Raw genomic sequence first — 26,262 nt, 5'->3', positions numbered from 1 at the left:
CGCCATGACCAGACCTTCCGTCGAGGCCGAGCCGTATCCGTTCGGTTTCGACCTCGCCGCCACCGCGCTGTTGATCATCGACATGCAACGCGACTTCGTCGAGCCGGGAGGCTTCGGCGAGACGCTCGGCAACGACGTGGGCATGCTGCGCCGGGTCATCCCGCCGCTGCGGGAGGTCCTGGCCGCCGCCCGCGCGGCCGGGATGCCCGTGATCCACACCAGGGAGGGGCACCTGCCCGACCTGTCCGACTGCCCGCCCGCCAAGCTGAACCGGGGCGCGCCCAGCCTCCGGATCGGGGACCCCGGGCCCAAGGGCCGCATCCTCGTCAGGGGCGAGTACGGGCACGACATCATCGACGAACTCCGCCCGGTCGCGGGCGAGACCGTCATCGACAAACCGGGCAAAGGCTCGTTCTACGCCACCGGGCTGCAGGAACTGCTGGCCGGAAAGGGCATCACGAGCCTCGTCGTGACGGGCGTGACGACCGAGGTGTGCGTGCACACCACCGTCCGCGAGGCCAACGACCGGGGCTATGAGTGCCTGGTCCTGTCCGACTGCGTGGGCTCCTACTTCGAGGAGTTCCAGCAGGCGGGACTCGCAATGTTCTCGGCGCAGGGCGGCATCTTCGGGTGGGTCGCCTCCGCGAAACAGTTCTTGGAGGCCCTCCCGTGACCACCGCCACCTCCGGCCCCCCGAAGGACGAGCCGGGCGCGCCCGCGTTCAGGCTTCCGTTCTGGGTGGGCGGCGACACCAACGCGTTCTTCGGCCTCGGCTTCAACGTCATGGTCAACGTGCTCACGCTGGCCGGGCTGTGCCTGGGCGTCCTCAACATCCCGGGAAGCGACGTCTACGGCGTCATCCTCCCGGCACTGGGCATCCAGCTGCTGATCGGCAACGTCTACTACACCTACCTGGCACGTCGGCTGGCGGTGAAGGAAGGCCGCACGGACGTCTGCGCGATGCCCTACGGCCCGTCCGTACCGCACATGTTCATCGTCGTCTTCGTCATCATGCTGCCGACGTACCTGGCGACGAAGGACCCCATCAAGGCGTGGGCGGCCGGCCTGGCCTGGTCGTTCATCATCGGCCTCATCGTCCTGCTGGGCGCGTTCGTCGGCCCCTACATCCGCAAGTACACCCCGCAGGCCGCGATGCTCGGCACGCTGGCGGGCATCTCCATCGCCTTCATCTCCATGCGGCCCGCCGGGCAGATGTGGGAGGCGGCCTGGATCGCCCTGCCGGTGATGGTCATCCTGCTCATCGGCTTCTTCACCGACCTGAAGCTGCCGTTCGGCCTGCCGGTCGGCCTGGTCGCGCTGCTGGTCGGCACGGCGATCGGCTGGGCGGGCGGCTACATGGAACCTGCCGACGTCACCTCCGCGGCCAAGGACATCGGCATCGGGCTGCCGACGCTCCAGATCGACATGCTCGTCGACGGGCTGAAGGAGGTCTCGCCGCTGCTGGCCACGGCCATCCCGCTGGGCATCTACAACTTCACCGAGGGCATGACCAACGTGGAGAGCGCGGCGGTCGCGGGAGACGAGTACAACCTGCGGGCGATCCTGCTCGCCGACGGCACCGGCGCGGTCGTCGGCGCCGCTCTCGGTTCGCCGTTCCCGCCCGCCGTCTACATCGGCCACCCCGGCTGGAAGGCGGCCGGAGGCCGGACCGCCTACTCCATGGCGACCGGCGTCGTCATCGCGCTGTTCTGCTTCCTCGGCTTCTTCTCCCTGCTGAACGCGCTGCTGCCGACCCCGGCGATCGTGCCGATCCTGCTCTACATCGGCCTGCTCATCGGCGCGCAGGCCTTCCAGGAGGTGCCCAGGGCGCACGCCGCCGCGGTGGTCCTGGCCCTGCTGCCGAACATCGCCTCCTGGGCGACCGGCCAGATGGACAACGTGCTGAGCGCCGCGGGGACGAGCGCGGCCGAGGTCGGCGACGAGGCGCTGGCCGGGGCGGGCGTCGTCTACCACGGGCTGAAGGCCTTCGGCGGCGGGGCGATCCTCGCCGGCATGATCCTGGGCGCGATCGCGGCGTTCATCATCGACCGCAGGTTCCTGTGGGCGGCGGGGTACGCGGGGGCCGGCGCGGTCCTGTCCTTCATCGGCCTCGTCCACGGCGAGGAGGTCAGGTGGAACGCTGCGGGCCAGGTCTCGCTCGGCTACCTGTTCGCGGGGCTGGTGCTGCTCGGGTTCGGCCTGCGGGAGTACTTCACGACCCGGAACGCGGAGGCGCCGGACCCCGTGGAACCCGGGGAGGCCGCCCCTGCCGTGACGGAGGAACCGGCTCCTGACACGGAAGTAACGGTGGCGAAATGAGCGACGCTTACGGTCCTGTCGTGGCGCAGCCTTACGACTGGCCCTACGACGGGACGTTCACACCCGAGAAGACCGCGCTGATCTGCATCGACTGGCAGGTGGATTTCTGCGGCAAGGGCGGGTACGTGGACGCCATGGGCTACGACCTGGAGCTGACCCGCGCGGGCCTGGAGCCCACCGCCCGGGTGCTGGAGGCCGTGCGCCCGCTCGGGTTCACCGTCGTGCACACCCGCGAGGGGCACCGCCCCGACCTGTCGGACTGCCCGCCGAACAAGCTCTGGCGCTCCCAGGGGATCGGGGCGGGCATCGGAGACGAAGGCCCCCAGGGCCGGATCCTGGTGCGCGGCGAACCCGGCTGGGAGATCGTCCCGGAGGTTGCCCCGCTGCCCGGCGAACCCGTCATCGACAAGCCGGGCAAGGGCTCGTTCTACGCCACGGACCTGGACCTGCTGCTGCGCACGCGGGGCATCACGCACCTCGTCTTCACCGGCATCACGACGGACGTGTGCGTGCACACGACCATGCGGGACGCCAACGACCGGGGATACGAGTGCCTGCTGCTCACCGACTGCACGGGAGCGACCGACGCGGGCAACCACGAGGCCGCGCTGAAGATGATCACCATGCAGGGCGGCGTGTTCGGGGCGATCGCCCCGTCCCGGGCCCTGCTCGAGAGTCTGGGAGGCACATGACCGGCTCGCTGTCGGTGGGGGAGCTGTCCCGGCGCTACGGCGCCGGGACGGCCCGGCCGGAGAAGGTCGTAGAGGAGATCTACGAACGGATCGAGGCGAGGGGGGAGGACAACGTCTGGATCACGTTGCGGCCGCGGGAAGAGGTGCTCGCGGAGGCGGCGGCGCTGCCGGACGGGCCGCTGTACGGCATCCCGTACGCGGTCAAGGACAACATCGACGTGGCGGGCCTGCCGACCACGGCGGGATGCCCCGAGTTCGCCTACGTGCCGGAACGGAGCGCGCCGCTGGTCGAGCGGCTGCGCGCGGCGGGGGCGCTGCTCGTCGGCAAGACCAACCTCGACCAGTTCGCCACGGGCCTGTCGGGCACCCGCAGCCCGTACGGGGCGTGCGAGTCGCCGCTGGTGCCGGGCCTGATCTCGGGCGGCTCCAGTTCCGGCTCGGCCGTCGCGGTCGCGGCGGGCCTGGTGTCCTTCGCGATCGGCACCGACACCGCGGGCTCGGGCAGGGTCCCCGCGGCGCTCACCGGGACGGTCGGCCTCAAGCCGTCCCGCGGCCTGGTGAGCACCCTGGGCATGGTCCCGGCGTGCGCTTCGCTGGACTGCGCGAGCGTGTTCGCGGGCTCGGTCGGCGACGCCTGGACGGTCCTGTCGGCCATCGCGGGCCCGGTGCCCGAAGATCCGTGGTCGCGGGACCTGCCGGTGCCGCCGCCGGAGAGCACGGGCCCGCTGCGGATCGGCGTGCCCCGAAGGCTGGAGTTCTTCGGCGACGCCGCCGCGGCGGTGGCGTTCCAGGGCGTGCTGGCCCGGCTGGAGGAGCTCGGCCACACCCTCGTCCGCATCGACTTCGAGCCGTTCCTGCAGGCGGGCAGGCTGCTCTACGGGGGCGCGTGGCTGGCCGAACGGCTCACCGCGATCGGAGGCTTCCTCGAGCGGCATCCCGAGGCCCTGCACCCGGTGACCGGCCGGGTGCTGCGGCAGGGCGCCTCGCTCACCGCGGCGGACGCCTTCGCCGACCAGCACCGGCTCCAGGAGCTGCGGTCGCGGACGAAGGAGTCGTGGAGGCTCATGGACGCCTTGGCGGTGCCCACGGTGCCGACCACCTTCACCGTCAAGGAGATGGCCGAGGACCCGATCGGCCGCAACCGCACCCTGGGCCACTACACGACGTTCGCCAACCTGCTGGACCTGGCGGCGGTGGCGGTGCCGGCGGGTACGACCGCGATAGGCCGCCCGCACGGGCTGACCCTGCTGGCGCCGGCGGGCCGCGACTCGTTCCTGGCCTCGGCGGCGTCCGCGTTCCTCACTCCGCACGAGCCCCTGCCGCCCCCCTCGGACGGCGCGGTCCTGGCGGTCGTCGGCGCGCACCGGGCCGGGCAGCCCCTGCACGGCAGGCTGCGCGCCCTGGGCGCGCGGCCCCTGGGGACCGCCGTGACCTCGCCCTGCTACCGGCTGTACGCCCTGCCCGGCGGCCGGACCCCGCGTCCGGGGCTGGTCCGGGTCCCCGAAGGGGGAGTGGAGGTGGAGGTGGAGCTCTACCGCCTGGACACGGCGGGGCTGGGCGAGCTGCTCACCGAGACCGCGCCGCCGCTGGGCCTGGGCACGGTCGAGCTGTCCGGCGGCAGGACCGTCCACGGCTTCCTCTGCGAGGCCCACGCGGTCCGGCACGCCCCGGACATCAGCGGGCACCGAAGCTGGCCCGCCTACCTGGAAGAGGCACATGCGCAGAACTGAACTGACACAGGGCCGGACGTTCGGCGTCGTCTTCGACCTCGGAGAGGACTTCTTCACCGCCCTGGCGGACTTCTGCGCGGCCGAGGGGGTGCGCCAGGGGTACATCCCCATGTTCCTGGCCGCCTTCTCCTCGGCCGAGCTGGTGGGCACCTGCGAACGGGTCGAGGACCCGGCGGCGCCCGTCTGGAGCGGAGTCCACGTCTCCAACGTCGAGGCCGTCGGCTGCGGCACGCTGGCCTACGACCCGGCCGAGGGCCGGGTGCTCCCGCATCTGCACGCCTCGGTCGGCCTGAAGGAGCACTCGGCCCGCGCGCACACCAGCCACCTGCTCGGCGCGACCGTGCAGTTCGTGACCGAACTGCTGGTCGTCGAGATCACCGCCCCGCAGATGCTCCGCCCCCGAAAGGCCGGCATGTACGACGTGCCGCTCCTGGAGTTCGGCTGACCGCGCCAGCGGCCGACCCGGCTCCGGAGAGCGGCCCCCGTGGCGGTGTCCTGACCTTCTACGGAGCGGTCTCGTCCGGGGCGTCCGGGGTCGTCGTGGGGGTCGGCTCGGGCGGGATCGTCTCGGTCGGCTGGGTGACGACCCGGGGCTCCCAGGAGACGGAACGGGTGCAGGAGGAGGCGCCGGAGGCGTCCGTCACCGTGATGGTGGAGGCACCCCCCGCGGCCCGTTCCTCCGCGGACAGCGTCAGACCGACGCGAGTGCGCTGACCGGCGGGGAGCTCGCCGCCGGCGAGGCTGACCGACCCGGAGCCGCTGGAGGCCCGCCACGTGACCGGCCCGCCGATGGCGCTGAAGCTGAGACCGGAGGAGGACTCTTCGGGCCCCAGAGCGTGGGGTTCGGTTTCGAAGCACTTCAGCGTCCCGGCGGTCTGCGCGGGAGGAGGCGAACTGGTGGCCGACGGCTGCCGTGTCGCGGTCTTCTGCGGCTTGGAAGAGTCCGGGGACGGCTTGGGCGCGGTGTTCAGGGGATCCCGGGACTCGGAGTCGTCGAGCACGAGGCCGGGGGAGCGGCGCGCCGGCCCGTCCTCGTCCAGCATCTTCGCGGCCAGCAGAGTCCCGCCGCCGACCAGCAGCGCCGCGACCACCGCGGAGGCGACGGCCACGCCGGGCCGGAATCCGGGCCGGGACCCGCGCCGGGACCGGGCGGAGACCGTGGAGAAAGGCACCCCGGCCGGTGTGTTCCCGGAACGTTCAGAAGACAGGGGGACGGTCGGCGGCACCGGTACCGCCCTGTCCTCGCCGAGCTCCAGCAGCGCGGTGGCCGGCGCCTGGACGACGGCGGCGGACGGCTCGGGGCCGCCCAGCAGCCGCAGCAGCAGCTCCTGCGCGGTCGGCCGCGCGCCCGGCTCCTTGGCGAGGGCGGCCTGCACCAGGTCGCGCAGCGGTCCGCTCATCGAGCCGAGGTTGGGGTCGGCGTGCAGGATGCGCCCGATGACCGTGGTGATGCCGTCCAGCCCGAACGGAGGCACCCCGGTCGCGGCGAACACCAGGGTCGCCGCCCACGCCCACACGTCGGCGGGCCGGCCGACCGCCTCGCCCTTGACCTGCTCGGGCGACATGTAGGCGGGGGTGCCGATGACGGCGCTGGGCTGGGTGGCCATGGCCGCGCCGTCCAGCGCCTTGGCGATGCCGAAGTCGATCACCCGCGGCCCGTCGGGGCCCAAGAGCACGTTGCCGGGCTTGAAGTCGCGGTGCACCACCCCGGCCTGGTGGATGGCGGCCAGCGCGGTGAGGGTGCCGGTGGCCAGGCGCTCCAGTGCCCCGTCGGCCAGCACCCCCTCGGCGGCGACCGCTTCGGACAGCGACGGCCCGTCCACGTACTCGCTGACGATGAACGGCCGGTCGCCGTCGAGGTCGGCGTCGAGCACCTGGGCGGTGCAGAACCGCGCGACCCGCTTGGTGGAAGCCAGCTCCCGGACGAACCGCCCGCGCGCGGTGTCGTCCAGGTGGGCCTGGAGCAGCTTCACCGCGACCCGCCGCCCGTCGGCCCCCTCACCCAGGTAGACGACTCCCTGCCCGCCCTCGCCGAGCCGCCCGACCAGCCGGTAGGCGCCGATGGCGTCGGGATCGCCGGGCTGAAGGGGCTGGGCGTCGGGCATGGGCGGGCTCCTAGAGTGGGTTCTGCCCCTTAGGACGCGGCGGTGCCCTCAGAGGTTTGCCCTGAGACCTTACGGTGACCTAGTACCTGTTCCCCGTCACCCGCGCCGCGAGAGGGTCGAGTCGTTCCAGGTCGGACGGGGTGAGTTCCAGGTCGGCGGCGGCGACGTTCTGCTCGAGGTAGGCGGGGCGCTTGGTGCCGGGGATGGGGACGACGTCCTCGCCGCGGGAGTGGACCCAGGCCAGGGCCACCTGGCCGGGGAGCACGCCCTTCTCGTCGGCGATCCGCCTGACGACGTCGACGATCGCCTGGTTGGCGGCGACGGCCTCGGGGGCGAACCGGGGGTTGGTGCGGCGCATGTCGTCGTCGCCGAACTGCGCGCTGGCGACCGTCCCGGTGAGGAAGCCCCGGCCGAGGGGGGAGAACGGCACGATGCCGACGCCCAGTCTCCGCGCGGTCGGCAGCACCGACTCCTCGATCCCGCGGGTCCACAGCGAGTACTCGCTCTGCAGGGCGCTGATCGGGTGGACGGCGTGCGCCTTCTCCAGCTGCTCGGCGGTGACCTCGGACAGGCCGAGGTGGCGCACCTTGCCCTCCCGGACGAGTTCGGCCATCGCGCCGACGGTGTCCTCGATCGGGGTCTCCGGGTCCACGCGGTGCAGGTAGTACAGGTCGATCCGGTCGGTGCGCAGCCGCTTCAGGGAGTCCTCGCAGGCCTTCTTCACGTAGTCCGGGGAGGCGCCGAGGCGGAAGCTGAGACCGTTGGTGACGATGCCCTTGATGCCGCATTTCGTGGCGAGGGTGATGTCGTCGCGCCGGTCGCGGAACGCGTAGCCGAGCAGCTTCTCGTTGGCGCCGAATCCGTAGATGCCGCCCACGCCGTACACGTCGGCGGTGTCGAAGAACGTCACGCCCAGTTCGAGGGCGCGGTCCAGGGTGGCGATGGACACCGAGTCGTCGGCGGGCCCGTACGACTGGCTCATGCCCATGCAGCCCAGCCCCTGCGCGGAGACCGTCAAACCCTGGGAGCCCAGTTGAACCTGCTGCATCTCATGTCCTTCCGAAGATCTTTACGGCCAGCCTAATCACCGGTCCGCGCCGTACGAGCCGTTTCCCGGCGGATGCGCAGGCCGTCGAGGACGAGCCCGGCGGCGAGGCAGGCCCCGGCCCCCTCGCCGGCCCGCAACCGCAGGTCGAGCAGGGGCTCCAGGCCGAGCGCGCGCAGCACGAGCGCGTGGCCGCGCTCCCTGCTGCGCTGGCCCGCCACCAGGTGTGCGGCGATCCCCGGCGACCGGCGCGCCGCGGCGAGCGCCGCGACCGAGGTGGCCAGCCCGTCGAGCACGACGATCCCGCCCGCCTCCGCGGCGCCCAGCACCACGCCGGTGAGCAGCGCGAACTCCGCCCCGCCCGCGACGGCCAGCACCTCCATCGGATCGCGGCGTCCGTCCAGCCGTTCCAGGGCGCGTTCCACCACCCGCTGTTTGCGCTCGACCATGGCGCTGTCGGCTCCCGCTCCGAGCCCCACCGTGTCCTGTGCGGGGACGCCCAGCAGCGCGGCGGCCATGGCGGCGGCTGGAGTGGTGTTGCCGATCCCCGCCTCGCCCAGCACGACGAGTCCGTGCGGGGCCGCCCACGCGCCCACGGCCCTTCCGGCCTCGACGAGTGCGTGCGCGCCTTCCCCGGTGAGAGCGTCCTGTTCCACGAGGTCCCCGCGCTCGGACGCCGTGGCCACCGCCCGCGCGACGAGTTCCTCCAGCCCGTCCGGCAACGGCGGCCTGGGCACGGACTCGGGCGGCAGCACCCCGGCGTCCACCGCGAGCACGCCCAGCCCCGCGGCCCGCGCGGCGACCGCGCCCTGCGAGGTGCCCGCACCGGTCGCGTCGAGGATCTGGCGGGTGACGGACACCGGGTAGGCCGACACCGCGTGCCGGGTCACCGGGTGGTCGGAGGCGGCCAGCACGAGATGGCCGGAGTCCAGCCCCTCGGGGCGCACCGCCAGGATCCGGTCGAGCACGGTGTCCAGCACGCCCAGGGAGGAGGGGACGGCCAGCAGCTCGTCGGCGTCGTCCCGGGCGGCGACGACCGCCGGGGGAGGCGGCGCCGCCAGGTGGGACGGCGGGGGCGAGGGCTCGTCGCCCGGCCAGCGGTCGGTGAGCACGACCTCGTCCAGGGGCAGCCTGCGGGACCAGCCCCTGCGCTGCAGTCCCGGTTCGGGAGGCCGCTCGTCGGGCCAGCCCAGGCACAGCCAGCCCAGGGTGACGACGCCCTCGGGCAGGCCGAGCAGCGCGGCGAGCTCCTCCGGCGGGAACAGGGTCACCCAGCCCATGCCCAGCCCCTCGGCGCGGGCGGCCAGCCACAGGTTCTGGATGGCGCAGGCGCAGGACCAGACGTCGGCGTCGGGGAAGGTGGCGCGTCCCAGGACTCCTTCGGCGGGAGTCCTGCGGTCGCAGCAGACCACCACGCCCAGCGGCGCGGCGCGGATGCCCTCCAGGGACAGGTCGCGCAGCCTCCGGGCGCGGTCCTCCTCCAGGAGGTCGGCCTGGGCGAGCTTCTCCCGTTCGGCCATGAGCGCGGCGGCGTCGCGCAGCGCGCCGTCCCGGACCACCAGGAACCGCCAGGGCTGGCTGTGCCCGACCGAGGGCGCGGCGTGCGCGGCCTCCAGCACGCGGCGCAGCACCTCCTCGGGCACGGGGTCGGGCCGGAACCGGCGGATGTCGCGCCGCGCCGCCGTGATCTCGTAGAAGGCCGCACGCTCTCCCGGGCCGAAGGCCCAAGCGGCCGGATCGGCCGCCCGCTCCGAGGCGGCGGAGGGGTCGCCGATCAGAGGAATCGGACGGGTCCAACGTGACGGTTCCAAACGTGACATGTCACTGAAGATAGGCTCACAGTTTCCCAACTGGGACAGCGGGCACCGCATGAGATATGACGAAGAGAATCCTGATCGTCGGCGGGGGATATGTCGGTCTCTATACCGCTCTCCGGCTGGAGCGGAAGCTCAAGCGCCAGCTGAGACGAGGCGAGCTGGAGATCACCCTCGTCGATCCAGAGTCCTACATGACCTACCAGCCGTTCCTGCCGGAGGCCGCGGCGGGCAACCTCGAGCCCCGGCACGTGACCATCCCGCTCCGGAGGGCCCTCAGGCACACCCGGCTGATCATCGGGAAGATCGTCTCCATCGACCACGCCGAGCACACCGCGCGGGTCGAGATCGTGGAGGGCGAGGACTGGCCCGTGCGCTACGACCTCCTCGTGATGGCGGTGGGCTCGATCTCCCGCACCCTGCCCATCCCGGGGCTGGCCGAGAACGGCATCGGCTTCAAGACCATCGAGGAGGCCATCCACCTGCGCAACCGGGTGCTCGGCCTGCTCGACCGGGCCTCCTCCACCCGTGACGAGACCGCGCGCCGCCGCGACCTGACGTTCGTGTTCGTCGGCGGGGGCTTCGCGGGCGTGGAGGCGCTCGCCGAACTGGCCGACCTCACCGAGGACGCCCTGCGCCACATCCCCGAGCTGTCCGAGCGGCCCCGCTGGGTCCTGGTCGAGGCCAGCGACCACATCCTGCCCGAGGTGGGCCGCGAGATGGGCCGCTACACCGTGGACGAACTGCGCCGCCACGGCATCGAGGTGCTGCTGAACACCCGGCTGGAGTCGGCCGAAGACTGCAGGATCGTCCTGTCGGACGGCCAGGAGTTCGAGGCCTCGACCCTGGTGTGGACGGCGGGCGTCAAACCCCACCCGATGCTGCACGACACCGACCTCCCGCTCGACGAGAAGGGCCGGATCAAGACCAATCCCACCCTCACCGTCGAGGGCCACCGCGACGCCTTCACCGCCGGCGACAACGCCGCGGTCCCCGACCTCACGAACCCCGGCGCGTTCTGCGCCCCCAACGCCCAGCACGCCGTGCGGCAGGCCAAGGTGCTGGCCGACAACGTCGTCGCGACCCTCACCGGCAAGCCGCTGAAGCCCTACCGGCACGCCTACGTCGGCTCGGTCGCCAGCCTCGGCCTGCACCGCGGCGTCGCCCAGGTCTACGGGATCAAGCTGCGCGGCCTGCCCGCCTGGTTCATGCACCGGACCTACCATCTGACCCGGGTCCCGACCTTCAACCGCAAGGTGCGGGTGATGGCCGACTGGACGCTGGCGCTGTTCTTCCACCGGGAGATGGTGGCGCTCGGCCGCCTCCAGAACCCCTACGAGGAGTTCCGGCTGGCGGCCGGCACGCCGCCGAGGCGGGCGGCGGCCGGAAGCCCGCAGGAGGCTCAGCCCAGCGCCGAGGACACCAGGGCCCGCGCCTCGTCCTGAACCCGGGCCAGGTGCTCGGGCCCCCGGAAGGACTCGGCGTAGATCTTGTAGACGTCCTCGGTCCCCGACGGGCGCGCGGCGAACCAGGCGTTCTCGGTGCCGACCTTGAGGCCGCCGATGGCCGCGCCGTTGCCCGGCGCGGCCGTCAGCACCGAGGTGATCGCCTCCCCTGCCAGTTCCGAGGCGGTGACCTGTTCGGGCGACAGCTTCGCCAGCACGGCCTTCTGCTCGCGGGTCGCCGGGGCGTCCACCCGGGCGTAGCTCGGCGCGCCGTACCGCTCGGTGAGCTCGTCGTACAGCACGCTGGGGGACTTCCCGGTCACCGCGGTGATCTCCGCGGCGAGCAGGGCCAGGATGATCCCGTCCTTGTCGGTGGTCCACACCCCGCCGTCGCGGCGCAGGAAGGACGCGCCCGCGCTCTCCTCGCCGCCGAAGCCCAGCGAGCCGTCCAGCAGACCCGGCACGAACCACTTGAACCCGACCGGCACCTCCACCAGCGGCCGGCCCAGGCCCCCGGCGACCCGGTCGATCATGCCGCTGCTCACCAGGGTCTTGCCGACCCCCGCCCCCGCGGGCCACTGCGGCCGGTTGGCGTACAGGTAGGAGATCGCGACGGCCAGGTAGTGGTTGGGGTTCATCAGCCCCGCGTCGGGGGTGACGATGCCGTGCCGGTCGGAGTCCGCGTCGTTGCCGGTGGAGACGTCGTAGGCGTCGCGGTTCCCGATGAGGGAGGCCATGGCGTACGGGGAGGAGCAGTCCATGCGGATCCTGCCGTCCCAGTCCAGGGTCATGAACCGCCAGGTCGGGTCGGCGACCGGGTTGACCACGGTCAGGTCGAGCCGGTGGGTGTCGGCGATCGCGCCCCAGTACTCCAGGCTGGCCCCGCCCAGCGGGTCGGCGCCGATCCGCACGCCGGACGAGCGGATGGCGTCCAGGTCCAGGACCGAGCCGAGGTCGGCCACGTAGGCGCCGAGGAAGTCGTGCTCCTCGGAGGCCCGCAGCGCCCGCTCGTAGGGGACGCGCTTCACCTCCTTCAGGCCGTTCGCGATGATCGCGTTCGCGCGGTCCTGGATCCAGGAGGTGGCGTCGGTGTCGGCGGGCCCGCCGTGCGGCGGGTTGTACTTGAAGCCGCCGTCCTGCGGCGGGTTGTGCGAAGGGGTGACGACGATGCCGTCGGCGAAGTGGGTGGCGCGGGCCTTGTTCCAGGCCAGGATGGCGTGGGAGACGGCCGGGGTGGGGGTGTAGCCGTCCTGGCGGCGCACGGTCACCCCGTTGGCCGCGCAGACCTCCAGCGCGGTGACCCGCGCGGGCTCCGACAGCGCGTGCGTGTCGGCGCCGAGGAACAGCGGCCCGTCGGTGCCCTGGGCCGCCCGGTACTCGCAGATCGCCTGGGTCGTCGCCAGGATGTGCGCCTCGTTGAAGGAGGAGCGCAGCGCCGAGCCCCGGTGCCCGGAGGTGCCGAAGGCCACTCTCTGCGCGGGGTCCTGCGGATCCGGCTGGAGGGCGTAGTAGGCCGTGACCAGCTTCGCGACGTCGACGAGATCCTCGGGGCGGGCCTGCTGCCCGGCGCGCTCGTTCACCATGTACTGATCTTAGGGGGCCGTTCCGCCGCGCCCGTCCCGGCGCGGCGGCTCAGGGCTCCTGGCAGCGGGGGCACCAGAACAGGTTGCGCGCCTGGAGGGCCTCGGTGCGCACCTCCCGGCCGCAGACCAGGCAGGGCAGCCCGGCCCGCCGGTAGACGTAGACCTCGCCGCCGTGCGCGTCCACCCGTTCCGGGCGCCCCATGGCCTCCGGGGTGTGCTCGGGCCGCACCGTGTCGATCCTGCCCGCCTCGACGCCGTCGGCCATGAGCTCCACGAGGTCGGTCCAGATCGCCTTCCACTCCTCGCGGGTCAGGTCCTTTCCCGCCTTCCGGGGATCGATCCGGTGGCGGAAGAGCACCTCGGCGCGGTAGATGTTGCCGACCCCGGAGATGACCTTCTGGTCCATGAGCAGGGTGGAGACGGGCTGCCTGCTCCTGCTGACCATCGTCCAGGCGCGGTCGGGGTCGGCGTCCGGGCGCAGGGGGTCGGGGCCGAGCCGGGCGTGCAGCGCGTCCTTCTCGCCGGGGGTGAGCAGCTCGCAGGCGGCGGGGCCGCGCAGGTCGAAGTAGGTCTCCTCGTTCGCCAGCCGCAGCCGGATCAGGCCGACCGGGGCGGGCGCGGGCGCCTCTCCCCAGGTCACCTTGCCGTAGAGGCCCAGGTGGACGTGCAGCCAGCCGACCGGGAACCCGACGAGCAGGTGCTTGCCGTGGGCCTCGGCCTCGGTCACCGGCTGTCCGTGCAGCCGGGCCGCGCCCTCTTCGAAACGTCCCTGGGGGCTGGCGGCCGCGACCGGACGGCCCGCGAACGCCTCGGTGAACCTGCGGGCGAGGCGGTGGATGACATGACCTTCGGGCACGTGCCGACGATACCGGCATCCGATTGGCGGGGGAGATCGTCCTGCCCGTAACGTTTGCGCCGTGAGCACAGGGAGTACGGGCACGGGCACGGGAGGGCGGGACCCCGACCGCCGCCGCGCGCTGCTCGAGGCCGCGGACGCGGTGATCCAGCGGGAGGGGCCCGAGGCGTCGATGGCGGCCATCGCGGCCGAGGCCGGCGTCAGCAAACCCATCCTCTACCGGCACTTCGGCGCCAAGAGCGGGCTCTACCGGACCCTGGCCGAGCGGCACAGCCGGGTGCTGATCGAGGCGATCAGGGCGCGGATGCTCAGCGCCGAGGAGACCCCCGACCGGGTGCGCGGCGGCATCGACACCTACCTGTCGATGATCTCCGAGAACCTGAACTTCTACCGCTTCCTCATGCACCGGGCCAGGACCGAGGACTCCGCCACGCACAGCGTGATGTCCACGGTGATGCAGAGCCTGGGCCGGGAGATCGCGGAGCTGATGGCGGGCGAGGGCACGCCGGGCGACCGGATCCGGGCCCAGGTGTGGGGCCACGCGATCGTCGGGATGGTCCAGAACGCGGGCGACTGGTGGCTGGACCATCCCGAGGTGCCGCGGGAGAGCGTGGTGGACGCGCTGACCGACCTGGTGCTCAGGGGCCTGCCCGCCGCCGCCTTCTCGGAGGTCTCCCCGTCCTGACTCAGGCCCCGCCGGTGATGTCGTCGGCGATGTCGCGGTCGCCGTACCCCTCGGGGGCCGCCACCTCGGTGATCGCCTCGTCGCGGTCGTCGAACTCCAGGCGCAGGGCCTTGGTCATCACCGCGTGCATGTCGTACAGGCAGGTGGTGTAGGTCAGCTCGAGGATCTGCTCGTCGGGCAGGTGCTTCTTCAGCACGTCGAACACCTCGTCGCGGACCCGGCCGCCGCCCAGGACGAGGGCGTTGGTGTAGGCCAGAACGGCACGTTCCAGCTCGTCGAAGACGTCGCTGACCTCCCAGGAAGGGATCGCCTGGATCTTCTCCTCGGGCACCCCCATCGCGCGCATCTGCTTGCAGTGCTGGGAGAAGACGAACTGGCTGCCCCGCAGGTAGCCGGCGAGGGTCTGGCCCAGTTCGCGCAGCAGCGGGTCGAGCTTGACGCCGCGGTAGAGCTGGAAGCCCTTCACGCAGTGCTTGAAGATGGTGCTGTCCAGGGCGAAGGTGGTCCACCAGTCGCCGGGGGTGCCGGTGGCGGTGCCGGGCTTCTCGACGGGGTCGACGCCCTCGCCGAACAGCCGGTCGTAGAAGAACAGGACCAGCGAGTCGTCGGTCTCGTCTCGCTTGACCTGGCGCAGTCTCGGCATGTCTGGTCCTCTCAGTCGCTGGTGCGGTTGCGGGTGAGGTCGGCGGCGGTCTTCGGGGTGTGCCGGACGTCCTCGGGGCGGTCCAGGGCGCGGGTCCAGCCCGCGAACTCCACGAGGATGCCGTCGGGGTCCTTGAAGTACAGGGACCTGACGAACACGCCCTCGTCCCAGGCGGGGGCGGCGCCGTACTCGCTGTCGTCGTGGTTGAGGATGTTGCCCACCTCGACGCCCTTGGCGATGAGCTTCTCGCGGTACTCCTCGAGCCTCTCCGCGGGGACGTCGATGGCGATGTGGTTCATCGAGCCGACGGCCGAGAGCAGTTCGCCGGAGTCGGGCACGCCCTTGGGCGCGGAGATCCCGGGGACGGCCTCGGGGGCGTCGGCGAACCAGAAGAAGGCCAGGGCGTCGCCCTTGCCCGCGTCGAAGAAGAAGTGCTGCCCGTAGCCGAAGGGCAGTTCGATGGTCTTGATCAGGGGCATGCCCAGCAGCCCCTGGTAGAAGTCCACCGTCTTCTGCATGTCGCTGCACACCAACGCGAGGTGGTTGAAGCCCCGCATCTCGAATTCGACGTTCGCCACGAACCCCACCCACCAAGTAAGCGATTGCTTTTGGTCCTATCCTGGCAGGAACCGTGCCATGACAAAACCCTGTCGGGGGATGGTTCTGCTTGGCCAACGCGCCGGGGACCCGATAGCCTGCTCTCATCATGCGGACCGAAACGATCATCCAGTGGTGGTGGCGTCGCTGAGGCGGCGCCGGTTGAGCATGTTCTGAACCCAGCGACCGCCCTCAGGGCGGTCGTTTCGTGTTTCCGTCCTGAGCCGGCCCGGCCAAGAGGAGACCAGAGGGTGGACAGTCAGACCAGCACGACCTACCGGACCGCGGGTGGCATCACGGTCACCCGGACCGCGGTCCCGGTGGACGCCGACAACGAGGCCGAGCTCCTAGCCCGGCTCGTCTCCGCCGTCGAGGTGCGGCGCGGCGGTGTGCTCAGCTCCGGGATGGAGTATCCGGGCCGCTACAGCCGCTGGGCGATGGGCTACGTCGACCCGTCGCTGGAACTCGTCGCGCGGGGGCGCACCGTCAGCGCCCGGGCCCTGAACGCCAGGGGAGAGGCGCTGCTGCCCGCCGTCGCCGCCGTCATGCGCGGCACCGGCGAGGTGAGGGCGGACGAGCCCGGGTTCGTCGAGGTCCACGTCCCGCGCGGCGAGGAGGTCTTCGCCGAGGAGGAGCGCAGCCGCCAGCCCACGGTCTTCACCGCGCTGCGCGCCGTCGCCGGGCTGTTCCGGCCCGCCGACCCCGCGGACGCCGACCCCCACCTGGGCCTGTACGGCGCGTTCGGCTACGACCTCTCCTTCCAGTTCGAGCCGATCGAGCAGCGCATCCCGCGCTCGCCCGACCACCGCGACCTGGTCCTGCACCTGGCCGACGAGCTGCTGGTCATCGACCGCAAGCGCGAGTCCTACACCCGCTTCTCCTACGACTTCTCCACCGGGGAGGGGGACACGCGGGGCCTGCCCCGGGGCACCGAGCCGACCCCGGTCCCGGTGCCCAAGGAGGTCCCCGGCCAGCCGGAGGCCGGCCACTACGCCGAGGTGGTCCGCCGCGCCAAGGAGAAGTTCATCCGCGGCGACCTCTTCGAGGTGGTCCCGGGCCAGGTCATGTACGGCCCCTGCGACTCCCCGGCCCGGTTCTTCGAGCGGCTCCGGGAGGTCAACCCGGCCCCGTACGAGTTCTTCTTCAACCTCGGAGAGGGCGAGTACCTCGTCGGCGCGTCCCCCGAGATGTTCGTCCGGGTCACCGGCGACCGGGTCGAGACCTGCCCGATCTCCGGCACCATCCAGCGCGGCGGGGACCCGCTCGAGGACGCCGAGAACATCCGCACCCTGCTCAGCTCCCTCAAGGAGGAGTCCGAGCTGACGATGTGCACCGACGTCGACCGCAACGACAAGTCCCGGGTGTGCGTGCCGGGCAGCGTCAAGGTCATCGGCCGCCGCCAGATCGAGATGTACTCCCGCGTCATCCACACCGTCGACCACATCGAGGGGCGGCTGCGGCCCGGCTTCGACGCCCTGGACGCCTTCCTCACCCACATGTGGGCGGTGACGGTCACCGGCGCGCCCAAGACCTGGGCGATGCAGTTCATCGAGGACAACGAGGAGACCCCGCGCCGCTGGTACGGCGGGGCCGTCGGCTACGTGGGCTTCGACGGCTCCATGAACACCGGCCTGACCCTGCGCACCGCGCAGATCCGCGACGGCGTCGCGGCCGTGCGCGCCGGGGCGACCCTGCTGTACGACTCCGACCCCGACGCAGAGGAGCGCGAGACCCTGCTGAAGGCCAGCGCGCTGCTGGAGGCCCTGGCCACCTCGCAGGGTGGCGCCGCCGCGGCCGGGCCCGCCGCCGAACCGGAGGCCGAGCTCGCCGGGCAGGGCCTGAGGGTGCTGCTCGTCGACCACCAGGACTCCTTCGTCAACACCCTGGCCGACTACTTCCGCCAGCAGGGCGCGGAGGTGACGACGCTGCGCTTCGGCTTCCCCGAGCGCGTGCTGGACGAGCTCGACCCCGACCTCGTGGTGCTCTCCCCGGGCCCGGGCCGCCCGGCGGACTTCGACACCGACGCGCTGCTCAAGGCGATCGACGCCCGCGACAAGCCGGCCTTCGGCGTCTGCCTGGGCCTGCAGGCGATGGTCGAGCACGCGGGAGGGCGGCTGGCGGTGCTGTCCTACCCGCAGCACGGCAAGCCGGGCCGGGTCCGCCGCCTGGGCGGCGAGGTCCTGGAGGGCCTGCCGGAGGAGTTCACCGCGGCCCGCTACCACTCGCTGCACACCACCGAGGAACTGCTGGGCGACACCGGATTCGCCATCACCTCGATGACCGAGGACGGCGTCGTCATGTCCATCGAGGCCCCGGCACGCCGCCGCTGGGCCGTGCAGTTCCACCCGGAGTCGATCCTCACCGCCGCCGGAGGCCACGGCCACCGCATCATCGCCAACGTCCTGCGCCAGGTCCGCGAGGCTTAGCGGGAGGGCCGTGGAGCCCGGTTCCGCCGTGTGAGCGGTGGAACCGGGGCCCGGGCATACCGTGCCGGGGCGCTCAGAGGGCCGTCGAGCCGGCGGGGGGCCTGGTCAGGCGGGTGATCAGGGCGTGCAGGTAGGCGCGGAAACCGATCAGGGACCGGGGGTCGTAGGGGGTGCGGTAGCCGGGGTGCGCCGCGGAGGCCGCCGGCTGGACGCCGCTGGTCAGGAAGCCGAAGATGCACCACACGAGCGTCCAGACCAGGTGGTCGAGGTCGATGTCGGGCTCCACGACGTCCTTGATCGCGTCTGCCAGCCGCTGGGACAGCCCGCGGATGTAGATCTCCGGGCCCGGCATGTCGGCGGCGTCCCCCGCCCAGCGGTGCAGCCACAGGGTCAGGAACTGCGGATGGTCGGCGTAGAAGTCCAGCAGGGCGTCGATCAGGTCGATCACCCCCTGGCGGGTGGGGACGAAGGCGTCGAGCGCCGCCTCCACGGCGTGCTCCTCGGCCTCCTGCGACCGCGCCACCACCGCCTGGTACAGCTGAGCCTTGTTCCCGACGAGCTCGACCAGGCGCCCGGCCGGGATGCCGGCGGCGTCGGCGATCAGCTGCGTCGAGGTCCCGTCGTACCCCAGTTCGGCGAACAGCCGCATCGCCAGGTCCATCAGATGACCCGTGTCCACATCCCCCATGTACCTCACTGTAGGTAATCGAGTGCGGGCGGTGCCGAGGGGGAGGCGGGAAGCGGCCCGCCGGCGACGCCGGGCAGCGGGTCGTGGCGGACGCGCTCGTCCGGGACGTCCAGCCGGCGCAGGCGGGCGACCGTCGCGGAGATCATGCCGGGCGGGCCCGCGACGTAGACGTCGTGCTCCGACCAGTCCCGCAGGCCTCCGACGGCCTCGGCCGCGGTGCCCTGCAGCCCCGGGTGGAAGGGTTCGTCCGAGACCGTCGGGATGACCCTGAGCCCGGGGTGGGCGGCCGCCAGCGCGCGCAGGCCGTCCAGGTCGTAGAGCCGTTTCCCGGTGCGGGCCCCGAACACCAGCAGGACGCGCCGTCCCCGTGCCAGCGCCTCCTCGGCGAGCGCCTTGAGCGGGGCGAGGCCGGTGCCCCCGGCCACGCACAGCAGGTCGCGGTCCGAGCCGGGGTCCAGGGTCATGGAGCCCCGGGCGGGGCCGAGCAGCAGCGCCTGCCCGACCTCGGCGCGCCGCACCAGCGCGCCGCTCACCCAGCCGCCGGGCAGCGCCCTGACGTGGAGGCCGATCAGCCCGTCCTCGCGCGGGGGGTTGGCGATGGAGTAGGGCCGCCACTCCCGCGGCCAGTGCGAGGTCTGGACGGTGAGGTACTGGCCCGCGGCGAACGGCAGCGGCTGGTCCGGCCGGACGGTCAGCACGGCCAGGTCGTCGGCCCGCCGCTCGTGCCCGACGATCTCGCCGATCCACCAGGAGGGGGTGCTCTCGGCGGCGTCGCGGGCCGCCTGCTTCATGGTGTCGGCGATGAGGCCGTAGACGGCCGTCCACTCCTGCTGGAGGGCGGGCGTCCAACGCGGGCCGAGGAACCTGCCGAGGGCGGCCAGCAGCGCCTCGCCCACCGCCGTGTAGTGCTCCTCGTTGGTCCCGTACTTGCGGTGGTCGCGGCCCATCTCCGCCAGCCTGGCCCGCAGTCCCGCCGGTTCGTCGAGCATCTCGACCAGTTCGGCGAGGGACCGGAAGAGCCGTCCCCGCTGCCCGTCCATGGCGGGGGGGAACATCGTCCGCAGATCCGGATTCGCGGCGAAGAGCCTGGCGTAGAAATAGGCGGTCAAGGGCTCGATGCGCGGTGCGAGAAGTGCGAAACTCTCCTTGACCAGCGCGGTGTTCACGGCCATGCCGGATTCAGGCCCTCCTGGCGTACGGTTCTCGCCCGCCCCAGCGCGTCGCGGGCCGGGGCGCCCCCTCCCCGGTGTCCCACTACGCGATCACGTGCTGTCGATCACTCACGCAGAGTGTCGCATCCCAGGTGGCAAAGCTCAACATCTTCCCACCAAAAACCTAAAACTCTCGAAATGGGAGAAGTTATGTGATTTTGCGCAGCCTTCTATAGAAATAGAGCTCAAGAGAGTATTTTCTAGTTTCTCCGTACCCAAGGGTTTTACGGGGGCGGCTCCACGGGAATTCCGGGCCGCCCTCCTCCGATCTCGACCTGATCGCAAGAGGGCGCGGAACGGCGGAGGTGCTGCGCCCGCCGTCGAATTGCGGCAAGCTACCCGTGAGACGGAAGGGGTGGGATGACCAGACCTCTGATCGGGATCACGACCTACCAGGAGGCCGCGCGCTGGGGCGTGTGGGTCAGGGAGGCCGCGCTGCTGGCCACCTCCTACCCGCGCTCGGTCGAGCGCGCGGGGGGAGTGCCGGTGCTGCTGCCGCCCCCCGCGGGACTGGACGGGGTCGAACTGCTGATGTCCAGGCTGGACGGGCTGGTGATCGCGGGAGGCCCCGACGTCGAGCCCGCGCGGTACGGGGAGGCCCCCCACGAGCGCACCGGCGTCCCGGACCTGCCGCGCGACCGCTGGGAGTCGGCGCTGCTGCGCGCCGCGATGGAGGCGGACCGGCCGTTCCTCGCCGTCTGCCGGGGCATGCAGCTGCTCAACGTGGTGCAGGGCGGCACCCTCATCCAGCACCTGCCCGACGAGGTGGGGCACGACAGGCACCTGCCGCAGCAGGGGAGGTTCACCCGGCACCGGGTGCGCGTCGCCCCCGACAGCCTGACCGGACGCGTCCTCGGCGAACTCGTCGACGTGCCGACCTACCACCACCAGGCGGTGCGGCACCTGGGCCGCGGCCTCGTCCCCGTCGCCTGGGCGGGGGACCAGGTGGTGGAGGCCGTGGAGGTGCAGGGCCACCGGTTCGGCGTCGGGGTGCAGTGGCACCCCGAGGAGGGCGACGACCTCCGCCTCTTCGAGGCGCTGACGGAGGCCGCCGCGAAGTGAGCCGGGCCCGGTGGTCCGTGCCCGCTCAGCGGCTCTTGCCCCCTCAGTAGCTCTTGGGCAGGCCGAGGTCGTGCTGGGCGATGTGGGCGAGGACGAGCTCCTCGGCCACCGGGATGTTCTTGCCGATGCGGGCGTCGCGGAACATCCGGGCCACCGGGTACTCCAGCGAGTAGGCCATGCCGCCGTGCGCCTGGAAGGTGCGGTCGGCCGCCTGCCAGGCCGCCTCGGAGGCGGTCAGCTTGGCGATGTTGGCCTCGCTGCCGCACGGCTCGGCGCGGTCCCACAGCCAGGCGGCCTTGTAGGTCATCAGCCGGGCCAGTTCGGTCTGCGCTTTGATCTTGGCCAGCGGGAAGGCCACCGCCTGGTTGGCGCCGATCGGCTTGCCGAAGGGGGCGCGCTCGGTGGCGTAGGACACCGCGACCTTCAGCGCGGCCTCGGCGCCGCCGACGCCGGACGCCGCCGCCAGGATGCGCTCGGGGTTGAGGATGTCCCACAGCACCGCGAACCCGCCGTCGACCTGGCCCAGCACGTCGGCCTCGGTGACCCGCAGGTCGTCGAGGAACACCATGCTGGAGGCGACGGTGTTGGTGCCCATCTTCGGGATGGGCTGGTAGGTGAGGGTGCCGGCCTCGACGCCCGCCTTGACGTCCACCAGGAAGACGGTGAAGCCCGCGGTGCGCGGCTTGGCCTCGGCGGCGGGGATGGTGCGGGTGACCAGGAGCATGTGGTCGGCGCGCTCGACGCCGGAGATCCAGATCTTCTGGCCCTTGACCAGCCAGCCGTCGCCGTCGCGGCGGGCGTGGGTGGCGATGTTGACGGCGTTGCTGCCCGCGTCGGGCTCGGTGAGCGCGAAGCAGGTCTCGAACTCGCCGGTGGCCAGCTTGGGGAGGAACCTCTGCTTCTGCTCCTCGGTGCCGTGCCGGTTGACGGTCAGCGCGCCGAAGCCGGGGGTGAGCAGGTAGATGAAGGACGCCGCGGCGCCCGCCCCGGAGGCCGCGAGGGTCTCCAGCGCCACGGCCAGCTCCAGCAGCCCCTGCCCGCCGCCGCCGTACTCCTCGGGGACGGCCAGGCCCAGCCAGCCGCCCTCGGCGAGGTCCCGGAAGACCTCCTCGGGCCAGCGGTGGTCGGCGTCGCACTTGTCCCAGTAGTCGTAGCCGTACTTGGCGGTGACGGCGGAGATGCCGTCGCGGACGGCCTGTGCGCTCTCCGGCAGGGTGAAGTCCACCGGTCGCCTCCTTGATCTAGGTCTTGGCTTCGGTGCACACCCTAACCGATCGCAGTAAGTGGTTACTGACAGACTCTGTCCCCGCCGGTGTAGACGTTGAAGGTGGGCGGGCGCAGGAAGCCCACGAGGGTGAGCCCGGCCTCCTCGGCCAGGGAGGCGGCCAGCGAGGACGGCGCGGAGACCGCGGCCAGCACCGGGATCCCCGCCGTCCAGGCCTTCTGCGTCAGCTCGAACGAGGCGCGCCCGCTGACCAGCAGCACATGGCCGCGCAGCGGCAGCAGGCCCTCCCTCAGGCAGTGGCCCACCACCTTGTCGACCGCGTTGTGCCGGCCCACGTCCTCCCGCAGGCAGAGCAGCTCGCCCGAGGCGGAGAACAGGCCGGCGGCGTGCAGCCCGCCCGTCCGGGAGAACACCCGCTGGGCCTCGCGCAGCGTCCCCGGGAGCCCGCGCAGCGTCTCGGCCGACACCCGCACCTCGTCTTCCGCCAGGTTCCAGCGCACGCGGCAGGACAGTTCCTCGATGCTGCTCTTGCCGCAGACCCCGCAGGCCGAACTGGTGAGGAAGGCGCGCTCCGGACCCTCGTAGGGGACGGCGAGCCGGACGTCCACGACGTTGTAGTCGTCGTCCCCGCAGTGCTTCATCGCCACCAGGTCCCCGGAGGCGCCGATCACGCCTTCGGACAGCAGGAAGCCCGCCACCAGGTCGAAGTCCGCGCCCGGCGTGCGCATCGTGACCGTGAGCGGGCGCCCGTCGACCCGGATCTCCAGCGGCTCCTCCACCGCCAGGGTGTCCACCCGGGCGTCCCGCAGATCGCCGTTCCAGCGCTCGACCCTGCGGCGTTCGGTGATCCTCCCCACGTCAGGCCCGCTCGAGCCGGACGACGACGGACTTGGAGGTGGGGGTGTTGCTGATCCGCGCGGTGCTCTTCAGCGGCACCAGGACGTTGGTCTCGGGGAAGTAGGCGGCGCAGCAGCCCCGCGCGGTGGGGTAGGAGACCACCCGGAACCCGGGCGCCCGGCGCTCGCCGTCCGTCCACTCGCTGACGAGGTCGACGGTCTCGCCGTCGGCCAGGCCCAGGTCCGCCAGGTCGTCGGGGTTGACGAAGACGACCATCCGGCCGCCCTTGATGCCCCGGTAGCGGTCGTCCAGCCCGTAGATGGTGGTGTTGTACTGGTCGTGGCTGCGCACGGTCTGCAGGATGAGCCGCCCTTCGGGGACCCGCAGCACCTCCAGCTCGTTCACCGTGAACAGGGCCCTGCCGGTGGGGGTGATGAACGTCCGGCTGTCGCGCGGCGGGTGCGGGAGGACGAATCCCTCGGGCCGCCGGGCCCTGGCGTTGAAGTCCTCGAAGCCCGGCACCACCCGGGAGACGTGCTCGCGGATGAGGTCGTAGTCGTCGGCCATCTCCGCCCAGCCGAGGTCGGTGTCCAGGGTGGCGCGGGCCAGGTCGCAGACGATCTCGACCTCCGAGCGCAGCAGGGGGGAGGCGGGGGCGAGGCGGCCCCGGGAGGCGTGGACCATGCCCATGGAGTCCTCGACGGTGACGAACCGACCCAGGTCGTCCTCGGTGCGCCCCAGCGCGGGCAGGATGAGCGCCTGCCGCCCGGTCACCGTGTGCGAGTGGTTGAGCTTGGTGGAGACCTGGACGGTCAGCCTGCACGAGCGCAGGGCCGCCTCTGTGACGCGCGAGTCGGGGGTGGCCCGCACGAAGTTGCCGCCCATGGCGAAGAAGACGTGCACGCGCCCGTCCCGCATCGCCTGGATGGCCCGCACGGTGTCGTACCCGTGGGCGCGGGGCACGGTGAAGGCGAACTCCTTCTCCAGCGCGTCGAGGAAGGCCTCGGGGGGCTTCTCGTTGATGCCCATCGTCCGGTCGCCCTGGACGTTGGAGTGGCCGCGCACCGGGCAGACCCCGGCCCCGGGGCGGCCGATGTTGCCGCGCAGCAGCAGGAAGTTCACCACCTCGCGGATCGTCGCGACGGAGTTGCGGTGCTGGGTCAGGCCCATCGCCCAGCACACGATGACGCGCTGCGAGCCGCGGACCAGCTCGTAGAGCTCCTCGATCCGCCCGCGTTCCAGTCCGGTGGCCTCCAGCACGTCCGCCCAGTCGAGTCCGGCGGCGTGCGCGGCGAACTCCTCGAAGCCGGTGGTGTGCTCCCGCACGAACCCGTGGTCGACCTCGTCGTTCCGGAGCAGCAGGTGGTTGAGCGCCTGGAACAGCGCCAGGTCGCCGTTCACCCGGATCTGCAGGAACAGGTCGGACAGCCGGGTGCCCCGGCCCAGCAGCCCCGACGGGCGCTGCGGGTTGTCGAACCGCATCAGCCCGGCCTCCGGCAGCGGGTTGACCGCCACGATCCGCGCCCCGCCGTGTTTGGCGCGCTCCAGCGCCGAGAGCATGCGGGGGTGGTTGGTGCCGGGGTTCTGGCCCACGACGAGGATGAGGTCGGCCTGGTGCAGGTCCTCCAGCAGCACCGAGCCCTTGCCCAGGCCGATCGTCTCGGTGAGCGCGGCGCCCGAGGACTCGTGGCACATGTTCGAGCAGTCGGGCAGGTTGTTGGTGCCGAAGGCCCGGACGAACAGCTGGTAGACGAACGCCGCCTCGTTGCCGGTGCGTCCCGAGGTGTAGAAGACCGCCTCGTCGGGCGAGTCGAGCCCGCGCAGCTCCCGCGCGACCAGCCCGACCGCCTCCTCCCAGGTGATGGGCTCGTAGTGGTCGGAGCCCTCGCGCCTGACCATCGGGGCGGTCAGCCTGCCCCGCTGCCCGAGCCAGTGGTCGGAGCGCGCGGCGAGGTCGGTGACGGAGTGCTCGGCGAAGAACTCCGGCATGACGCGCCGGGTGGTCGCCTCCTCCGCGACGGCCTTGGCCCCGTTCTCGCAGAACTCGGCGCGGTGCCGCCGCTCCCCTTCGGGCCAGGCGCAGCCGGGGCAGTCGAAGCCGTCCTTCTGGTTGACCCGCAGCAGCGCGAGCGCCGTGCGCCGCACTCCCATCTGCGGCAGGGCCGTGCGCAGCGCGTGCGCCACACCTGCGGCTCCCGCCGCGTGCTCCGGTGGCGGGGACACCCGGGACGGGTGCTGCGGGGAGGTCATGGCGGGGCTCCTGACTGGCGGGAAAAGCGCAGGTCCAGCCTAATCAGGGGACGCGGTCCGCGCGGCCCGGGCTGGCCGGATCGTGCCAAGGGGCCTGCCAGGAGGGAAAGGGAAGTGATAGCTGTGAAAATGCGGGCACTTTCATCTCTTCGCCATCTATTGGATCCGGGGTCTTGTGGACCCAGTGTGACGCGCGTTACCGTACCAAGCGCTTGGTCAGTAAACGATCCATTACGCTCGTGGAGGTGGCCTGTGGCGAGTGTGCCGGTGGTGGTCACCAGTAGGGTTCGGGACCTTCTTACCCAGACCGGTGACCTGTTCACCATCGCCCTGGAAGGTTTGAGACGAACCTGGGACGTACGGAACTGGTTCTGGGAGTTCGTCGAGCAGTGCTGGTTCCTGGCGAGGGTCACCACCCTCCCCGTCATCCTCATCGCGATTCCCCTGGGCGCGACCGTCGCCCTCCAGGTCGGTGACCTGGCCGGCCAGCTGGGCGCGCAGTCGGCCACCGGAGGCGCGGTCGTCGTCGGGCTGGTCCGGGAGGTCGCACCCCTCGCCGCGGCCCTCGTCATCGCGGGAGCCGGAGGCTCCGCGATGACCTCGGACATGGGGGCCCGGCGGATCCGCGACGAGCTCTCGGCCATGGAGGTGATGGCCGTCAACCCGATCCACCGACTGGTGACCCCGCGCATGTGGGCGGCGAGCATGGTCTCCACCATGCTGGCCTCCCTGGTCATCCTGTCCGGAGCGATCGGCGGGTTCTTCTTCAACGTCCTCCTGCAGAACGTGACCCCCGGCGCCTACTTCGACGGCGCGCTGGGCCTGCTGCGGATCTCCGACCTCGTGGTCACGCTCTTCAAGGCCTGGTTGTTCGGCCTCATCGCCGCGATGGTCGCCTGCTACAAGGGCATGACCTGCGCGCAGAGCCCCGTCGGCGTGGGCCGGGCGGTCAACCAGGCGACAGTGGTCGCGCTGATGCTCGTCTTCGGCTTCAACTACGTGATCACCACCATCTACGTCATCGCCTTCCCTCCCAAGATCTGAGCCCG

At 72.0% G+C, this 26,262-nt stretch carries 22 protein-coding genes; 10 read left to right on the top strand and 12 right to left on the bottom strand.

The genetic code is table 11. The features are described from left to right. The first annotated feature begins 4 nt into the window (after positions 1-4). Genes ABD327_RS24045 through ABD327_RS24025 form a run of 5 tightly spaced genes read left to right on the top strand, consistent with a single transcriptional unit; the run spans position 5 to position 5,186 of the window. Entirely contained in the window at positions 5-673 is a 669-nt protein-coding gene (locus ABD327_RS24045) for a cysteine hydrolase family protein (RefSeq protein ID WP_344452944.1), read from the top strand. Then, positions 670-2,319, top strand: coding sequence for a permease family protein (locus ABD327_RS24040; RefSeq protein WP_344452943.1), 1,650 nt, complete (start codon positions 670-672; stop codon positions 2,317-2,319). The genes ABD327_RS24045 and ABD327_RS24040 overlap by 4 nt, the downstream gene beginning before the upstream one ends. Beyond that, positions 2,316-3,011: a biuret amidohydrolase gene (biuH, locus tag ABD327_RS24035; protein WP_344452942.1), complete on the top strand. Its 696-nt coding sequence runs from the start codon at positions 2,316-2,318 to the stop codon at positions 3,009-3,011. The genes ABD327_RS24040 and biuH overlap by 4 nt, the downstream gene beginning before the upstream one ends. After that, positions 3,008-4,741 (top strand): allophanate hydrolase, encoded by a 1,734-nt coding sequence (atzF, locus tag ABD327_RS24030; RefSeq protein WP_344452941.1) that lies wholly within the window; start codon positions 3,008-3,010, stop codon positions 4,739-4,741. The genes biuH and atzF overlap by 4 nt, the downstream gene beginning before the upstream one ends. Further along, positions 4,728-5,186 carry a PPC domain-containing DNA-binding protein gene (locus ABD327_RS24025; protein ID WP_344452940.1) on the top strand — a complete coding sequence of 153 codons (459 nt, stop codon included), beginning with the start codon at positions 4,728-4,730 and terminating at the stop codon, positions 5,184-5,186. Before atzF ends, ABD327_RS24025 begins: the two co-directional genes overlap by 14 nt. A gap of 58 nt (positions 5,187-5,244) precedes the next feature. Here the strand turns inward: ABD327_RS24025 and ABD327_RS24020 are convergent, their stop codons facing one another. The 3 genes from ABD327_RS24020 to bluB form a co-directional block, all read right to left on the bottom strand. After that, on the bottom strand, positions 5,245-6,846 hold the full coding sequence (locus tag ABD327_RS24020) for a serine/threonine-protein kinase (RefSeq protein ID WP_344452939.1): 1,602 nt from the start codon (positions 6,844-6,846) through the stop codon (positions 5,245-5,247). 79 nt (positions 6,847-6,925) lie between these two features. Then, positions 6,926-7,894 carry an aldo/keto reductase gene (locus ABD327_RS24015; RefSeq protein WP_344452938.1) on the bottom strand — a complete coding sequence of 323 codons (969 nt, stop codon included), beginning with the start codon at positions 7,892-7,894 and terminating at the stop codon, positions 6,926-6,928. Between the two features lie 32 nt (positions 7,895-7,926). Beyond that, on the bottom strand, positions 7,927-9,711 hold the full coding sequence (bluB, locus tag ABD327_RS24010; RefSeq protein ID WP_344452937.1) for a 5,6-dimethylbenzimidazole synthase: 1,785 nt from the start codon (positions 9,709-9,711) through the stop codon (positions 7,927-7,929). Positions 9,712-9,767: 56 nt separating this feature from the next. Between bluB and ABD327_RS24005 the strand changes: the two genes are divergently transcribed. Continuing rightward, entirely contained in the window at positions 9,768-11,150 is a 1,383-nt protein-coding gene (locus ABD327_RS24005) for an NAD(P)/FAD-dependent oxidoreductase (protein WP_344452936.1), read from the top strand. Here ABD327_RS24005 and pgm read toward each other — a convergent pair. Beyond that, on the bottom strand, positions 11,108-12,733 hold the full coding sequence (gene pgm / locus ABD327_RS24000; protein WP_344452935.1) for a phosphoglucomutase (alpha-D-glucose-1,6-bisphosphate-dependent): 1,626 nt from the start codon (positions 12,731-12,733) through the stop codon (positions 11,108-11,110). The two genes, ABD327_RS24005 and pgm, sit on opposite strands and share 43 nt — an antisense overlap. 49 nt (positions 12,734-12,782) lie before the next feature. Then, on the bottom strand, positions 12,783-13,589 hold the full coding sequence (locus tag ABD327_RS23995; RefSeq protein ID WP_344452934.1) for an Fpg/Nei family DNA glycosylase: 807 nt from the start codon (positions 13,587-13,589) through the stop codon (positions 12,783-12,785). Between the two features lie 61 nt (positions 13,590-13,650). Here ABD327_RS23995 and ABD327_RS23990 point away from each other — a divergent pair, with 61 nt between their 5' ends. Next, positions 13,651-14,274 (top strand): TetR family transcriptional regulator, encoded by a 624-nt coding sequence (locus ABD327_RS23990; protein WP_344452932.1) that lies wholly within the window; start codon positions 13,651-13,653, stop codon positions 14,272-14,274. Between the two features lies 1 nt (position 14,275). On the opposite strand, the gene ABD327_RS23985 is transcribed toward ABD327_RS23990, so the two are convergent. Together ABD327_RS23985 and ABD327_RS23980 are read right to left on the bottom strand one after the other, a co-directional pair. After that, a complete protein-coding gene (locus ABD327_RS23985) occupies positions 14,276-14,917 on the bottom strand; it encodes a carboxymuconolactone decarboxylase family protein (protein WP_344452931.1) in 642 nt (213 codons plus the stop codon). Positions 14,918-14,928: 11 nt separating this feature from the next. Next, entirely contained in the window at positions 14,929-15,495 is a 567-nt protein-coding gene (locus ABD327_RS23980) for a VOC family protein (RefSeq protein ID WP_344452930.1), read from the bottom strand. Positions 15,496-15,765: 270 nt separating this feature from the next. Here ABD327_RS23980 and ABD327_RS23975 point away from each other — a divergent pair, with 270 nt between their 5' ends. Further along, a complete protein-coding gene (locus ABD327_RS23975; RefSeq protein WP_344452929.1) occupies positions 15,766-17,940 on the top strand; it encodes an anthranilate synthase component I in 2,175 nt (724 codons plus the stop codon). A 73-nt stretch (positions 17,941-18,013) separates the two neighbouring features. Here ABD327_RS23975 and ABD327_RS23970 read toward each other — a convergent pair whose 3' ends face one another. Beyond that, the gene (locus ABD327_RS23970) at positions 18,014-18,628 is read right to left on the bottom strand and encodes a TetR/AcrR family transcriptional regulator (protein ID WP_344452928.1); all 615 of its coding nucleotides are present in this window, start codon (positions 18,626-18,628) and stop codon (positions 18,014-18,016) included. A gap of 5 nt (positions 18,629-18,633) precedes the next feature. Beyond that, on the bottom strand, positions 18,634-19,800 hold the full coding sequence (locus ABD327_RS23965) for a globin domain-containing protein (RefSeq protein ID WP_344452927.1): 1,167 nt from the start codon (positions 19,798-19,800) through the stop codon (positions 18,634-18,636). A 399-nt stretch (positions 19,801-20,199) separates the two neighbouring features. Here ABD327_RS23965 and ABD327_RS23960 point away from each other — a divergent pair, with 399 nt between their 5' ends. Continuing rightward, complete coding sequence (locus ABD327_RS23960; protein ID WP_344452926.1) at positions 20,200-20,901, top strand: gamma-glutamyl-gamma-aminobutyrate hydrolase family protein; 702 nt, start codon at positions 20,200-20,202, stop codon at positions 20,899-20,901. 43 nt (positions 20,902-20,944) lie between these two features. On the opposite strand, the gene ABD327_RS23955 is transcribed toward ABD327_RS23960, so the two are convergent. From ABD327_RS23955 to ABD327_RS23945, 3 genes are all read right to left on the bottom strand, one after another. Next, positions 20,945-22,126, bottom strand: coding sequence for an acyl-CoA dehydrogenase family protein (locus ABD327_RS23955; RefSeq protein WP_344452925.1), 1,182 nt, complete (start codon positions 22,124-22,126; stop codon positions 20,945-20,947). A gap of 62 nt (positions 22,127-22,188) precedes the next feature. Next, entirely contained in the window at positions 22,189-22,983 is a 795-nt protein-coding gene (gene fdhD, locus ABD327_RS23950) for a formate dehydrogenase accessory sulfurtransferase FdhD (protein ID WP_344452924.1), read from the bottom strand. Between the two features lies 1 nt (position 22,984). Beyond that, on the bottom strand, positions 22,985-25,213 hold the full coding sequence (locus tag ABD327_RS23945) for an FdhF/YdeP family oxidoreductase (RefSeq protein ID WP_344452922.1): 2,229 nt from the start codon (positions 25,211-25,213) through the stop codon (positions 22,985-22,987). A gap of 339 nt (positions 25,214-25,552) precedes the next feature. Here ABD327_RS23945 and ABD327_RS23940 point away from each other — a divergent pair, with 339 nt between their 5' ends. After that, a complete protein-coding gene (locus ABD327_RS23940) occupies positions 25,553-26,257 on the top strand; it encodes an ABC transporter permease (protein WP_344452921.1) in 705 nt (234 codons plus the stop codon). The last annotated feature ends 5 nt before the right edge of the window (positions 26,258-26,262 follow it).

The organism is Actinocorallia aurantiaca, assembly GCF_039533685.1.
In the GTDB taxonomy this organism is placed as follows: domain Bacteria; phylum Actinomycetota; class Actinomycetes; order Streptosporangiales; family Streptosporangiaceae; genus Actinocorallia; species Actinocorallia aurantiaca.
The sequence above is the reverse complement of the archived record's forward strand: the minus strand, read 5'-3'. Positions and strand labels throughout refer to the sequence as shown.

What these genes read in the sequence shown, in the direction of transcription:
- ABD327_RS24045 (WP_344452944.1), top strand. Translation starts at nt 5, where the DNA reads ATGACCAGACCTTCCGTCGAGGCCGAGCCGTATCCGTTCGGTTTCGAC.
- biuH (WP_344452942.1), top strand. Translation starts at nt 2,316, where the DNA reads ATGAGCGACGCTTACGGTCCTGTCGTGGCGCAGCCTTACGACTGGCCC.
- atzF (WP_344452941.1), top strand. Translation starts at nt 3,008, where the DNA reads ATGACCGGCTCGCTGTCGGTGGGGGAGCTGTCCCGGCGCTACGGCGCC.
- ABD327_RS24025 (WP_344452940.1), top strand. Translation starts at nt 4,728, where the DNA reads ATGCGCAGAACTGAACTGACACAGGGCCGGACGTTCGGCGTCGTCTTC.
- ABD327_RS24020 (WP_344452939.1), bottom strand. Translation starts at nt 6,846, where the DNA reads ATGCCCGACGCCCAGCCCCTTCAGCCCGGCGATCCCGACGCCATCGGC.
- ABD327_RS24015 (WP_344452938.1), bottom strand. Translation starts at nt 7,894, where the DNA reads ATGCAGCAGGTTCAACTGGGCTCCCAGGGTTTGACGGTCTCCGCGCAG.
- bluB (WP_344452937.1), bottom strand. Translation starts at nt 9,711, where the DNA reads ATGTCACGTTTGGAACCGTCACGTTGGACCCGTCCGATTCCTCTGATC.
- ABD327_RS24005 (WP_344452936.1), top strand. Translation starts at nt 9,768, where the DNA reads ATGACGAAGAGAATCCTGATCGTCGGCGGGGGATATGTCGGTCTCTAT.
- pgm (WP_344452935.1), bottom strand. Translation starts at nt 12,733, where the DNA reads ATGGTGAACGAGCGCGCCGGGCAGCAGGCCCGCCCCGAGGATCTCGTC.
- ABD327_RS23985 (WP_344452931.1), bottom strand. Translation starts at nt 14,917, where the DNA reads ATGCCGAGACTGCGCCAGGTCAAGCGAGACGAGACCGACGACTCGCTG.
- ABD327_RS23970 (WP_344452928.1), bottom strand. Translation starts at nt 18,628, where the DNA reads ATGGGGGATGTGGACACGGGTCATCTGATGGACCTGGCGATGCGGCTG.
- ABD327_RS23965 (WP_344452927.1), bottom strand. Translation starts at nt 19,800, where the DNA reads ATGGCCGTGAACACCGCGCTGGTCAAGGAGAGTTTCGCACTTCTCGCA.
- ABD327_RS23960 (WP_344452926.1), top strand. Translation starts at nt 20,200, where the DNA reads ATGACCAGACCTCTGATCGGGATCACGACCTACCAGGAGGCCGCGCGC.
- ABD327_RS23945 (WP_344452922.1), bottom strand. Translation starts at nt 25,213, where the DNA reads ATGACCTCCCCGCAGCACCCGTCCCGGGTGTCCCCGCCACCGGAGCAC.